Source organism: Pseudomonas sp. COW5, assembly GCF_026240005.1.
Taxonomy (GTDB): domain Bacteria; phylum Pseudomonadota; class Gammaproteobacteria; order Pseudomonadales; family Pseudomonadaceae; genus Aquipseudomonas; species Aquipseudomonas kribbensis.
The window spans coordinates 985584-998688 of record NZ_JAPHVP010000001.1; the positions used below are offsets into that span (position 1 = coordinate 985584).

15 protein-coding genes are annotated in these 13105 nt (G+C 60.9%); all 15 read right to left on the bottom strand.

The window, feature by feature from the left end; translation table 11 throughout:
* Positions 1-3: 3 nt before the first annotated feature.
* Positions 4-1239, bottom strand: coding sequence for a DNA circularization N-terminal domain-containing protein (locus OQ248_RS04560; RefSeq protein WP_169429098.1), 1236 nt, complete (start codon positions 1237-1239; stop codon positions 4-6).
* Positions 1226-3331: a hypothetical protein gene (locus OQ248_RS04565; RefSeq protein WP_265812159.1), complete on the bottom strand. Its 2106-nt coding sequence runs from the start codon at positions 3329-3331 to the stop codon at positions 1226-1228. Before OQ248_RS04565 ends, OQ248_RS04560 begins: the two co-directional genes overlap by 14 nt.
* Positions 3332-3476: 145 nt before the next feature.
* Positions 3477-3773, bottom strand: coding sequence for a phage tail assembly protein (locus OQ248_RS04570; RefSeq protein WP_003222226.1), 297 nt, complete (start codon positions 3771-3773; stop codon positions 3477-3479).
* Positions 3770-4117 (bottom strand): phage tail tube protein, encoded by a 348-nt coding sequence (locus OQ248_RS04575; protein ID WP_007908779.1) that lies wholly within the window; start codon positions 4115-4117, stop codon positions 3770-3772. Before OQ248_RS04575 ends, OQ248_RS04570 begins: the two co-directional genes overlap by 4 nt.
* A 67-nt stretch (positions 4118-4184) precedes the next feature.
* Positions 4185-5681: a phage tail sheath subtilisin-like domain-containing protein gene (locus OQ248_RS04580; protein ID WP_265812160.1), complete on the bottom strand. Its 1497-nt coding sequence runs from the start codon at positions 5679-5681 to the stop codon at positions 4185-4187.
* Complete coding sequence (locus tag OQ248_RS04585) at positions 5681-5860, bottom strand: DUF2635 domain-containing protein (protein ID WP_007954893.1); 180 nt, start codon at positions 5858-5860, stop codon at positions 5681-5683. The genes OQ248_RS04580 and OQ248_RS04585 overlap by 1 nt, the downstream gene beginning before the upstream one ends.
* Positions 5857-6441: a hypothetical protein gene (locus tag OQ248_RS04590; RefSeq protein WP_265812161.1), complete on the bottom strand. Its 585-nt coding sequence runs from the start codon at positions 6439-6441 to the stop codon at positions 5857-5859. Before OQ248_RS04590 ends, OQ248_RS04585 begins: the two co-directional genes overlap by 4 nt.
* 61 nt (positions 6442-6502) lie before the next feature.
* A complete protein-coding gene (locus tag OQ248_RS04595; RefSeq protein ID WP_265812162.1) occupies positions 6503-7531 on the bottom strand; it encodes a phage late control D family protein in 1029 nt (342 codons plus the stop codon).
* Positions 7532-7540: 9 nt separating this feature from the next.
* Positions 7541-7753 (bottom strand): tail protein X, encoded by a 213-nt coding sequence (locus OQ248_RS04600; protein WP_265812163.1) that lies wholly within the window; start codon positions 7751-7753, stop codon positions 7541-7543.
* Positions 7746-8129 (bottom strand): phage tail protein, encoded by a 384-nt coding sequence (locus OQ248_RS04605; RefSeq protein ID WP_265812164.1) that lies wholly within the window; start codon positions 8127-8129, stop codon positions 7746-7748. Before OQ248_RS04605 ends, OQ248_RS04600 begins: the two co-directional genes overlap by 8 nt.
* On the bottom strand, positions 8126-10183 hold the full coding sequence (locus OQ248_RS04610; protein WP_265812165.1) for a phage tail tape measure protein: 2058 nt from the start codon (positions 10181-10183) through the stop codon (positions 8126-8128). The genes OQ248_RS04605 and OQ248_RS04610 overlap by 4 nt, the downstream gene beginning before the upstream one ends.
* 260 nt (positions 10184-10443) lie before the next feature.
* Positions 10444-11025 carry a phage tail assembly protein gene (locus tag OQ248_RS04615; protein ID WP_119427187.1) on the bottom strand — a complete coding sequence of 194 codons (582 nt, stop codon included), beginning with the start codon at positions 11023-11025 and terminating at the stop codon, positions 10444-10446.
* A gap of 176 nt (positions 11026-11201) precedes the next feature.
* The gene (locus tag OQ248_RS04620; protein WP_085712871.1) at positions 11202-11708 is read right to left on the bottom strand and encodes a phage major tail tube protein; all 507 of its coding nucleotides are present in this window, start codon (positions 11706-11708) and stop codon (positions 11202-11204) included.
* The gene (locus tag OQ248_RS04625) at positions 11708-12874 is read right to left on the bottom strand and encodes a phage tail protein (protein WP_114881658.1); all 1167 of its coding nucleotides are present in this window, start codon (positions 12872-12874) and stop codon (positions 11708-11710) included. The genes OQ248_RS04620 and OQ248_RS04625 overlap by 1 nt, the downstream gene beginning before the upstream one ends.
* 2 nt (positions 12875-12876) lie before the next feature.
* The gene (locus OQ248_RS04630; RefSeq protein ID WP_039771239.1) at positions 12877-13062 is read right to left on the bottom strand and encodes a hypothetical protein; all 186 of its coding nucleotides are present in this window, start codon (positions 13060-13062) and stop codon (positions 12877-12879) included.
* Between the last annotated feature and the right edge of the window lie 43 nt (positions 13063-13105).

Below are 13105 nucleotides of genomic sequence, written 5' to 3' on the forward strand. Positions count from 1 at the left end.
GACTCACTCCCTGGAAACCTTGACTTCGTTGGGTGAGAAGCTCGGATGAGACAGACCATTGCGCTGAATGACCTCGGTCACCCGAGTGGCGTCGCCAAACTGCTTGTAGGCCACGACCAGCGCCGGAAAGGTTTCCTGGAAGGTTTTGCTGACCAGTCGCACACCGGACGAAGCCACGGCCTTGAGGTGCGCGATCAGCGCTTCCTTTACGTCGGCGATGGCCTGATAGTGCGCGGGATCGGCCTTGTCCTGAGCCTTTTGCAGCGCTTCGATCAGCTCTTTTTGCAGCGCTTGCAGATCGTCGGTGACCGGCACTTCCTGACGGCTGACCGGCTGTTTCGACTGTTGGTCCAGCGAAGGCGTCGACGACAGTTTCACCGGCGTCGACGCCACCGGCATCGAGGCTACCCATTGCGCCGCTTTGACGATCAGGGTGTCCTGCACCAGATTGGCCAGGGCCTGCGCCGCAGCGGTGGTGTCCTTGCCGGTGGTGATCTTCGGGGCGTCGGCCTTGCGGATGGCTTCGATCTGTTGGGACACGTCGGCAATCACGCCACGGTAGCCCTCCTTCGCGAATGCCTTCAGCTCTTTGATATCGCCGAGCAAGCCCTTGAACTCCGCAGCCACTTCCTTGGGCAGTTCCTTGACGGCCCTGACCAGTTCGGTGATCTGCTTGTATTGCGCGATCAGCGGCTTGAGTTGCTCCTTGATCACGTCATACACACCGGTGAGGCTGTTGCGCAGGTTGGCGATGCCGATCCGCGCCGCCTTGATCAGGGTCATCGCCTGTTCAAAGCGCGCCACCGCCGAACCGAGCAAACCGTCGGCCTTGATCAGCAGGACTTTCTGCGTGCTGACCGTCGCCGTCGGAAACGGCAGCGGCCGGTCCGGGTAGAACTTCAGGGTGAAGGTCACCATCCCGCCGTCCTGGCGGGTGTGGGTCATGTCGCACTCGCCGACCTTGACCTGCAAGCGGCCCAGCCACGGATGCACCAGCTCGCCGCTGCCCTGCTCCAGGGCCTGGAGCAGCTTGTCGCGCTGCTCCAGGCAATCGGCACCGATGATGAACGCCGTCAGGTCGTGGGTCTTGGCCTGCTGGCCGAGATCCTCGAAAAACGGCAGGTCGCGTTGCGGGTATTCGTGCAACTGCCCTTTGCGACCGACCGGGGTTTTCGCCTGGTCGATCCAGAAGCCGACACCGCGAAAGGATGCCGGCAACAAACGGTCACGCCAGTTCATTGGAACCTCCTGCCGATAGCGAGCGATAGCCGATGCGCGAACTGAGCGCCAGCCCCGGTTGATTGGTTTGCGGTTGATCGGTGCGCAGCCCCGCCGGTGCATTTTCGAAGCGGACCGTCAGGCCGCCTTCGAGTTGCGTGCGGTTGTTGGCGGCGCTTTGCTGGATCAGGGCGCTGGAGGATTGCGGCAAAGGACTGGCCATCGCTGACGAGCCGGAAGCGGCCGCCGGGGATTGCCCGGTGATCGTCGCCACAACGCCGGAAAAATTGCCATTGAGCAATTCCCGGATCGGTGCGACGACACTCTGCAGCCTTGCCCACAGTTCGCTGAACCAGCCGAGGACCGGCTCCCAGGCTTGCTTGATCGACTCCATCGGCGATTGACTGAACAGCGCGCCGAAGGTGCTCGTGACGGATTGCGTATCCGTGGTCAACAATGCCCACAAACCGGAAAAGTACCCGGTCACGCCATTCCAGGCTGCGGTTGCCGATTCCACGGGCAACACGTCGAACACGCTGCGCAGATTATTCTGCAGCTCGACCATCGAAGCCCGCAGGACATCCCAGAGCGCCGAGAACACTCCAGCCACCGGTTGCCAGGCAGTTTCAATCATCGCGACCGGGGATTGTGTGAAGATCGATTTGACCTGTTCCCACTGCGTCGCTGCATTTGCCGCCACGCCACCGACCAGATCACCGAGCAGATTCTTGACCGGCTCCCAGACCTGAGTCATCGCCTGCATGGGCGACCAGGTGAACTGCGCCTTGAGCTGTTCGACTCCCGCTGCGGCACTGGCCATCGCGCGGTCGTAGAAATCACCGACGACGCTGCCGGCCGTTGCCAACGCTTTATTCATCACCTCACGAGGCGAGAAATAGAAGGTCTCCTTGAGTTTCTCGATGCCCGCCGTGGCACTCGCGATTGCTCGACTGCAGAAATCGCTGACGACGTTACTGGCTGTAGCCAACGCTTTGTCCATCACCTCACGAGGCGAGAAATAGAACGTCTCCTTGAGTTTTTCGATCCCTGCCGTTGCGCTCGTGATCGCTCGATTGCAGAAATCGCTGACGACGCTACTGGCTGTTGCCAATGCTTTGTCCATCACCTCACGGGGCGAAAAGTAAAATCTCGCCTTGAGTTTCTCGATGCCTGCCGTGGCACTGGCGATTGCTTGCGAGCAAAAATCACTGACTACCGTACTGGCCGTTGCCAGTGCTTTCTCCATCGCCTCTCGAGGCGAAAAGGAAAACCTCGCCTTGAGTTTTTCGATGCCCGCCTCGGCACTTGCCACCGTATCGTTGAAGAAGCTCACTACGCTGTCGAGGCCGGCAAAAAACAGTTGGCGTGTTTCATCCCATGCTTTGTGAAACGATGCCGCCATCAAGTCCAGAACCTCGCTGACTTTCGCGATCCCGGCATCGAACGCATCACCGGTGGCAGTCCAGAACTTGCTGAAGACCCCGGAAATCGAAGCCCAGTTATTGCTGATTAGACGCGCGCCAATCACGATGACCGCCACCGCCGCAGCAATAGCCGCAGCAATCAGGCCGATCGGTGAAGTCAGGATCCCCAACACCGCGACAAGCCCCATCGCACCCACTGTCACCACCGTGAACGCCACGGCCGCAGCCGCCAGTCCCTCGACGAGGTACGGGTTGTTCGCGACGAACTGGCCAACCGAGGTGATCACGGGCGTCAACGCCGTGACGATGCCGTTGACGGCCGGCAGCAGCGCCTGACCGATATTCAGCGAAACCTTGTCCAGCGCCTCGTTGAACTTATTGAGGTTGGCGGAGGTTTCGCCCTGGACGATCTTGGGGACTTTCAGCCCCTTGTTCGCCCGGACTTTTTTCGCCAGTGCATCCTGCGCTTCGATGGCCTTTTTGATGCCGTCCTGAAACGGCTTGAGCAGGCCACCTTCGGCGATGAAACCGGCGACGTCCAGCGGCTCGAGGCCGCTGTCTTCCATGCTTTTCTTGAATGCTGCGACCTTGCCGCGCAGCCCCTTCATCTCGGTCTCCATTTTTTCGGCGCCCTTGAGCACCACGAGCATGTTGACCGTGACGGGGAAGTTCTGCGGGATCAGGCTCAATTGTGTATTAGCCATCACTGCACCTGCTGCATCGCATTGATCCGTTGCGCGTGCTCCAGCGATTCGCGAAGCACATCCAGTGGCCTGGCCATCATCTGTTCGGGGTCAACCTTCCAGAACCAGGCCAGGTCATAGGCGACCGAAATCAGGTCGGTGATGGCTCCGACGCCGCACTCATGAAAAAACTCGCAACGGCCCAGCTCAACGCGTTGAGGTCAGCCAGGTCCAGCTGGTTGACCGACGACGGAGGAATGCCGGCGCACACGGCGATGTATTTGGCCGCCACGTCCATGTCGAGGCTGACCTCTTCGCTCTTGTCGATCTTGTACGGCAGCGCCTTGATCGCTCGCACCTCCTGCACCGTTGGACGGCGCAGGACGAGTTCGGTCAGGGGCTCGCCGTGAGCTTCGATCGCAACTTGAAGCTTCACGGCGCCGCTCATTGCCAGGTCCCCTTGATGCCTTCGAATTTCAGTTCGATGGTGGCGTCATCGCCTTTGGAGACTGGTTCTTCGACCAGGTAGGCACCGGCCAGTACGTAGACTTTGCCGTTGCTGAATTCGCAGGTGACGGTGATGTCGGTGCCTTCGATCAGCTTCTTCAGCGGGAAGTCGGCGGTGTGCAACGCGGTCACCTTGAACGATGGCGCGATGTCGGTTTCCTTGTAGAAACCAGGTACGACGGTTTCGCGTTTGACGGCCATCAGCGGGGCTTCGCAGCCGCCGTTGATGGTCAGTTGTGCACCGTCGACCTTGACGTAGCAGGTGCCTGCAATCAGTTGACCCATGGTGTTACTCCCTTCAAATAAAAAGCCCACGCAAGGTGGGCTGGATTCACAGATTCAAACGGGCCGATCAGGCAACGTCGTCGTACTGCAGACGGAACTGGTTGAGCAGTGCGAACACGCGCAGACCGTTGATGTAATCAGGCGGGAACAGCACGTTCACGCGGCTCGGGTCCTGCACGTCGCGCTCGACGATCAGGTGCTCGGCGAACAGCTCGGCGTTTTCCACGTGGCCTTCCAGTTCGAGCTTGGCGTACTGGGCGATCAGCTCACCGCGGATGGTCGCCGGGGTAACGATCGGCTGGCCGGCGCCGAAGCGGCTGCCGTCGGAGGCCAGTTTGTGACGACCGTACTTGCTGGTGATCACGCTTTGCAGACGACGCACGATGAACGCCGACTGGTGCATGGTTTCGCTGTCCAGGTACGAGTTGTCGGCCTGGCCGTAAGCGTTCTTCTGATAGGTGGTGATCGAGCGCTGGATGCGCACGTAGCCGCCTTCGTAGTACGCGGTGGCGATGCCGTAGTTGAGCAGCGACTGACGCTCGGTCAGGGTGAAGCGCTCGCTGGCCGGAGCCGGATCGACGCCCGGCAGGCTGCCGCTCTGGGTCGGACGGCTGGCGTCGGCAGAGATGAACACCGAAGTACGTGCAGCCAGTGCAGCGGCTTGTACCCACACCGGTTGCGGAACGCCCGGCTCCAGCGCCTGAATGGTCATGTGCTGGTCGTTGCGTGCCTGACCGGCTGCCACCAGAGTGCCGACGGTGCCGCGCTTGGCGCTGTAGACGTGACCGAACAGTTGCTTGGCCCAGGACCAGCGACCGGTGCTGTCGTCCATCACCGCTTGCCAGGTGTTGAGGGTGGCCAGGTCGGACCATGGCAGTGCGATGAATTCGAACGGCTCGTCACCCAGTGCGGCAACGGCCGCCACTTGATCCGGCACACCGACGCCGCCGGTCATGGCGGTGATGGCGGTGGTCAGGCCGGCCGGGGTTTCTTCGCCGTTGCTTTTGCCCAGGCGATTGAATTGCAGGCTGATGTCGTTGCCGCTCTCGCCGGTCCATTTGGCGTTCAGGGTTACCACGCCTTCGGCAGCCGCAGCGCTCACCGGCAGATCGGCGGTGGCATTGATTTTCTGTGCCAGGGCGGTGGCCGCCTGGGCAGCGGTGGCACCGTTGACCACGGTAGCCTGCACACGCGCACCGCCGACATACAGGTTGAGCAAACCAGCCTGAGTCGCGGTGCCGGTCAGGGTCAGCACGCCTTTGGCGATGGCGCCGGTGGCGTTGTGCAGCGGCAGGCACCAGATCTCACCGATCGGGTCGGCCTTGCGGAAGGTCTCATACATCGACGCCAGCATCGAACCCTGGCCGCCAATGCTCTTGGCCAGTGCCACGCTGGAAACCAGCACCAGTTTGCCGACTTCGCTCGGGGCGATGTTGTCGTTGACCTGCGCCACGATCAGGCGGCGCATGGACGAGGACGCGCTATTGGCGGCCGAGTTGTCCATTTCGGCATAGAACAGCGGTACACGAATGTCCGCAGGAATGTTGCTGAATCCGATCGCCATTATTTGGCTCCCTTTTGTTTAGCTGTTGCGGTTTTGAGGGTGATATCGCCGTCGGCCAGACGCCGGCGCCACCAGGCGCTGTCCAGCACTTCACGGCCTTCCAGTGGCAGCAGGTCGCCTGCTTCCGGGTCCGGCACGGCACGGCCGGCGGCCGGCACTACGGTGATGCGGTTGCTCATGGGGTTACGTCTCCAGAGAAAGTCATTTCCACGCGCCCGTCAGGGCCGGGATGTTTCAGGTTGGGATCGGCCGGGTCGATCGCATCGACCCGCACGGTGACCCCGGTAAAGGACGACAAACCGTCCAGTTCGCGTTCGTGCCAACTCTCCGCAGGCTGACTTGGCAGATTGCGGCCCAGCTGGAACTCGGCAAAAAATCGCAGCCGGTAAAACGCGCGGCTGCTGTTGATCGAGACCGTTTCGCCGCCGTCATAAACGATGGCGCTGTAGTCCGAACCGGGTTTGAAACCCACCAGCGCACGCCACAGTTCGGCGCGCAGGTCGTGCAACAGATCCAGCGCTTTTGTGGCATCCGTGGCGTCGAGCACCAGGACGATTTCGAAACGGTCGCGGATCGGCTGGCTGGCGGAGTTCTGTGCGGTGCTGGCGCTGGCCAGGTCGGCCAGCGGTAAAACGTGGGCCGACGGTGTCGACAGATCCGGGTTACCTTGCAGCATCGCCAGGTCGACACCTGTCGCGATATGGCCGGCAAGGCTTGGGCATTGCGCACGCAGCTGCGTGAGGATCGGGGAGATCTTCATGGGGAGCGTTCCAGGTTTTGGGAGTGACCACCGTGAGGGGTGTGGTGGTGAGATCGGGGGATCAGTCCTTGGCTTTTGCCTCGGGATCCCGGCCGTTTGCTTCGATCAGGCAGCGATAGCTTTCTTCGGGCTTGCCGCTGGCAGTCACCTTCTCGATCGACCAGCGACCGCGCATGAAGTCCGGCCAGGTGTCATCGAGCACCAACAGGCCTTCGGCAACCAGCAGCGGATCGCCCGGGCACGTGACCTTCAGCTTGTATTTCTCGCGCAGCATCTTGCGCACTTCGGCTTCGCCGATGGCTTTGGCTTCTTCCACACTGGCCTGCTTCTGACGAACGACCTTGTAGGGCGCCGAGCCGGTTTTGACCTCCACCTGTTTGCCGGCATTGGGGTCCCAACAACAGACTTTACAACCCTGATTCTGGGTGCGGGCGGTCTCTTCCAGCGTGGCGCTGATGAAGGCGTGATCGCCCGGCCGATTGTTGTGGGTCACCGACAGCCTCACATTCGGTATCACCTGACCCGACAGGTTTTTGAGCTGCGCCGGTTTCGCCAGTACGTAGAGGTCGTTGAACGGTTTGGCCACCGCGTCGTACTTCTTCGCCAGTCGTGTGATGAAGCCCATGTCGGTTTCGTTCGACTGGTCGACATGAGCGATCCTGATCAGCGCCAGTTCGGGATCGACGCGCGGCGAGAAACCGTGCGGCTCGACCAGTTTGCGAAACAGCCCGCCAAGCGTCGTGGGGCCATGACTGGCCGTGCGCCGTTCCTTGAATCCGGTTTCGTCCTTGCCGCTGAAAGGCGCGGCTGTCGCGACCAGCGTCAGGCGCAGCGGGAACAGCGTCGGTGTCAGTCGAGTGACCTTGAACTGGCCCTTTTCGACCAGCCCGGTCTCCAGATACCCCACCCGCAGGCCGATGGTTCCGCCCAGGGTCGGCAAGCCTTCAAGGCCTTCCAGGTCGAGTACCAGCGTCAGTTGATCGGACTCCATCCCCGCGGCATCGATGTGTTCCCAACTGATCAGGCGCTGGTTCAGCAGGTCCTTGTTGGCGCCGTAGATTTCAATCGCCGGTGTAAATCCCTGTGCCATGCCGCCTCCTTAATCCCAGGCCAGAACCGGTCTGATCGCCGCCGGTTTGCTATCGAGTTCCGGGAGTGTCACCCAGACACCCGCCGACAGGATCGGACCGTGTTCGGCCAGTGTCGGGTTGAGTTTCCACAGGGCTTCTTCGGCGCTGTCATCGCTGCGACCGGTTTCGCGGTACAACAACAGATTCACCGAATCGCCGGCCACGCTTCGTACCTTACGCATTGTTGAACTCCGTCAATACGATCACCCACTTGACCACCATCGCGGTGCCGTCATCGATGACCTCGCTCTGGTTTTCGTCGATGCTGGTGATCCGCCACAAACCCCAGTTGCGACCAATGCCGTCAATCAACGGAAGCGGTGCTCTCAACGCTTGCAGCGCCCGCAGCTCATCGAGCCGGTCCATCGCCACGGCATACATCGAGGTGCCGCCAATGGTCAGGGTTTCGGGCTTCTGCCCTGTCTGATGGGCTTTGGGCTTGCTGTTGAGGATCTGCAGCTCGGTCCAGCCGCCATCGGATTTTCGCGACAGCGTGCTGTACGCAAAATCCCGGGACAGTCCGAAGATGAAACTGCCCAGTGCCATTTGTTGTTTCATCGGGCGACTCCATCGGTCAGGGCTGCGTCACGGCGAGTGGCGAGCGGGTTGTTGGTCAACAGCGGCAGGAACTGGCCGTGGAACTGCCCGCTCAGTTGCTGCCCGATGATCGTGCGAATCTGCTCGGCAGTATCCGGTGCCGGGCAGGTGACCTGGATCAGTGGGGAGAAGGTGACTTGCTGGTTTTGACTTTGGGTGGGAGCGTTGACCAGGTTTTTCGCGACATCTCCCGGCGCAGCGAGTTTGTCGGCTGGCGGGTCTGCGAGTGCTTCTCCCACCAATGAGCCGAAATATCCACCCGCGATACTCCCGATGGCAGTACCGAAACCTGGAAGAATAAACGAGCCGACCAGAGCGCCAATGGCTGTCCCCGCCAGCTCACCTTTTGCGCTTCCCACCGCTTTTTCATCGCCTTCACGCACGCCTTTGAGCCCTGTGTAAGCGGCGTGCGCCACCATTAACGGGACAGCGACCTTACCCACCAAAGGTGCCATCCGGGACAGCATCGGCATGACCTTGGGTCCGAAGCTCCGCACTGCAGGCAAGACCCTGGCAGACGCACGTTTGATCGAAGGCATGACCTTCATCGCTGCACCGCGCAGTCGACTGCCCAGGCTTTGACGAACAGCGGGCGTGCGGGGCCGGGCACCTTTCGCAGAGGCTTTGGCCTGCTTGCCCTGACCCGACTTGCGAGCCGATCGTTTCTTTTTGCGACCGCCGCCGTTGTCATCGTCACCGGTGATCAAATCGCCGACTTCGGACGGTAAACGTGCTGCGGCCAGGCGCAGAAGTCTCGTGGAGACCGCATCAAGCACGGCCGACACGCCGGTTTTCAGAGCGCCCGCCACGAACGGCGTGGCAGCCACACCCAGCAATGTCAGTGCAGCGGTGACAAACGGGAAAGTTTCGGCGGCTGCGCTCAGTCCATTGACCACCGCAGTGAGCCCGATGGCGAAGCCGTCCGTCACCGGGGCCAATGCATTGCCGACTGCCGTGGACAGCCGGTTGAGACTCGCATCCAGCGCATTCCAGCGTCCCTGCGATGTATTGCCATAAGCCTCAGCGGTTTTTCCCGCCGAGTCTGCATACAGGGACTTGTCAGCAACCAGCTTGAACGCCGTTTGAACATCCTCAGGTTTCTTCAACAACTCGAGGATTGCATCGTTATTGCCAAACAGCGTATTAGTCAGCGAAGCCTGTTTCTCTTCAGGCTGTTGCTTGAGTTGTTCCAGAACCAGCTTGATCGTTTCGGGTGCATCGCCACTCAATCCACGCGCTAGCGACTCCGGGTTCAGACCTATGTCGGCCCAGGCCGAACGCTGCGCCGACGATGCGGACTCTCCCTTGCCCAGAACCGTCGTGAAATTCTTCAGCGCCGCTGCGGCATCTGTCTTGCTGGCGCCGCTGTTGAGGAACGCCGCCGCCAGTGCAGCCACTTGCTCGGGTGTCATCCCGACAGCCTTGGCACCCTCACCGGCGCTTTGAACAACGGAGCCGATGTCGGCGGCTTTGACGTTCAGGCCACTGTTGCCAAGGTAGTTGGTCGCGTCTGCCAGACTCTGGCTCTGCACCCGATCAAGCTTCAAGGCGGTGCGCCAGCCCGACAACATTTCGCCAGCCGCCTTGACATCGATCCTGAAGGCCGAGGCATTGATGGCCGCATCACGGGAGAAGTCCTGTAACGCCTCCGTTTTCTGCTCGCCCTGCAGGCCATCACTGATGCCGGACCGCAGCCCTGCGAGCTGCACTTGCAGCAGATCCGCGCCAGTAACCCCGCTGGGGGCAACCCGTTTGTCACTGGCGATTTCCAGGTTCTTTTCCGAGAATGCCTGAAGTGATTCGTTGCTCAGGTGCAGCAGCTGATTAAACTCAACCAGTGCCGTCTCGTTGGCCATCGCCGATTGCAGTGTTTTCGGTGGTGGGCGCTGCTCGATTTCCGCCTTGAGTTTTGACTTCGGCTCACTATTGGCGGCTGGCGGTGCCGTGACGACCTTGAACAACGACTGCTGGCTGACCAGCAGTTCCCGCAGCTTGATCTGTTCCTGCGTGAGCAAGCGAATATCCACGCTGGCCAGGGACAGCGCCAGGTTCAGATCCTGCAGCGATTTGCCGGGGTTGGCCGTGAGTGCGTCCGCCGTATTGCCACTCTCACCGGCGTTCACGAGCGCATATCTGCTCTGTGCCATGCCGCTCTACTCCTGTTTCACGCCAAGGCGAGTGATCGCTATGTCGTAGCGGCGCAACGCCTTTTCGGCGTCCCACTCCAGAATTTCCGCCTCACTTACCGGGTAAATGAGTGGCACGATATCGAGGATTACTTCGATGTCGCGTTCTGAAAGAAGGCCGCCGGCTGGTTTAAAAAATCGTCGATGCGCACCTGCAATTGCGTCCAGTCAGGGACGCTCATCAGAGCCAGATCGGGGATCATCAGGCCGGTGCAATGGGCGGTGATGAACTCGGCGCGTTCCTTGGCCGTTTTCAGTTTCTTCATCACCTTGGTGGCCCGCAGCGCCGGCATTTCCAGGCTCAGCGAGGTCACGGTGCGGCCGGTCACGGCGAGCGGCTGCAGCAGTTGCACCTGGTCGGGATCGTCGGATTTTTCCGCGTCTTCGACCTGGTCGAGAAAGTACGACGCCGGACGGGTCGACATCTCGTGTACGTACTGCGCAATGGTCACGTAGTCCGGACGCTTGAGCTGGTCGAGCTCCTTGACCGACAGCCCGGTGGCCAGCAGCGCCAGTTCGAAGAACTGATCGTCTTCGTCATCGCCGGCGCGTTCCAGCGCTTCTTTCTGGGCGGCGTAGAAGAGGGGCTTGAGCTGGATCGATTCGATCTGCGAGCCGTCGTCACCGGTGATCGGCGACAGCAGGTCATGCTTGGGTGGCATCCACGACATGAATGAATTCCTTGGTGATTCTTGAGGGGGTGTTGCAGTCCCTTGTGGGAGCGGCGGTGCGACGATTCGACTTGCCCGCGATGAGGTCGGCACATTCAACAATGATGTTGATTGATCCACCGCCATCGCGGGCAAGCCCGCTCCCACAGGGTTTGTGCACGGTCTGCCAAAAAGGCTTACGGCATCAGTACCGCACGACGGGCATCACCGAGGATGTCGACGCCGTTGAGCACGAACTTCTGGGTGCGCACGTCGATGTCGATCACCGGGATGCCGTTTTCCAGGCGGGTGTAGGTGCGGCAGGAGAGCTCCAGGGTGGTCTTGGGTTTCTCGCCCATTTTGATCGTGCCCTCATCGAGGATCTTCAGCTTGCCGCCCACGGTGTGGTAGGTGAACCAGGTGTTGCCGTCCTGATCCTGACCGGCTTCGCGCACGTTCAGCAGGATGTCTTCGCCCAGCTTCACACCCAGTGCAAGCATGATTTCCGGGCCGGTGCCCTGCAGGATCAGCTTGGCGCCGAGGGCCTTGGCGCTCTTGGCCATTTCCTCGACGATGAAGCGGCCGCCGGTCATGTTTTCCACGTCGAATTCGATCTTCGGCGGAGTGAATTCCTCCACGGTCGCCGACAGCGGCAGGCCTTGCAGGGTGGCCGCGATGGCCTGGCGATTACGGTTGGTAAACATTAGAGAACGTCCTCCAGGAACTGCTCGATGATTTCATCGCGGGCGTTGAGTTGATAAACCATGTGTTCGTTCGGCGCGTAGCGGCCGTAGTCGATGACCACGTACCAGGTGCCGTTCTTGTACTTCTCGACGCTGTTGAGTTCCGGGTGCAGGTAGACGCTGCCGCCGGGAATGGTTTCGTCGGCGACCAGGGTCTGCAGCCAGTCGTTGATGCGTTTGACTTCCTGATCCATGAACGACTTGGTCAGGTTCTTGGCCATGGCTTTCTGGCCGGCCTTCACCAGCTTGCGGCTGATGGCATCTTCCAGACCGACGTAGCTGATGAACTTGCCGGTGATCGAGCGGTTGCCCAGCAGCGAGAAGCCGCCAAGGATGGTGCGGGCGTAATAGCTGACGCCGTAGCGGTTGAGCAGATCGCCTTCGGTGGAGGTGTCGAGGATGTTGTACTCAACGACCCGGGACACGTCTTCGGCGTAGGTCACCTGGTTGCCCGGGCTTTCCCATTGCTTGACCTTGGCCAGTGCGGCAATCGCCAGACTGGATGGTGCGAGGAAGACGTTTTTCTTCGCGGCTTTCGAGTAAACAGCCGGCATGTTATGCACCACCAGGCAACGGTCGAAACCGAGGTCAGCGCCGCCCAGTTCCTGGCTGTAAGTCACCTGGTCAGCGACCGAAGCGTCCTTGCCGTCCAGCACCACACGGGCCTTGATGCGCTTGCCGAACGAGGCAAACTCGCTGGCCACCGCCTTGGTGCCGGTGAAGCCCGGCGCGCCAATAATGGTCAGGTCTTCCGGGACGCTGCCCAGTGCCGCCAGACCGAGTTTGCGGCCAGTGGCTGGCTCTATGCCGCCGATCACTGCGTTGACGGTGTCGGCCGGGGTCGCGCCCGCCTCGACGATCACCACGTACACCGGCACCTTGACCACTTTGAGGATCTGGTAAACCGCGTGGTACAGGGTGCCCTCTTCCGCGCCGGTCGGATCGAGCAGCGCGTGGGTGGTGAAGCTGTTGATGCGAAACGGTGCGTTGCGCGGAATCAGCGGATCGGCTTTCGGCGCGGTGCCGACCAGACCGATGACGTTGTCACCCAGGCCACCCATGGCCTCGGGGGATTCGGTGGCATTGACGGTAATGCCGTTGTGCTCGAAGTTCAGAACCTCAGCCATATTCAGTCAGCCTTCTTGGCAGCGGCCTTCACGGCCTTGGTGGTAGGTGTTTTCAGCTCCAGTCGACCGGCGCTGTGCAGGGCACTGGCCTCGACATCGAGCAGATCGAGTTCCTGGCCGACGCTCGACCAGTGCCCACCGCCGGTGGGGAATGGAACGAGCACGGTGTAGGTTTGGCGGGTTGCCATTTTTCGTTTCTCCATAAACGGGAAAGCCCCTCAAAGGGAGGGG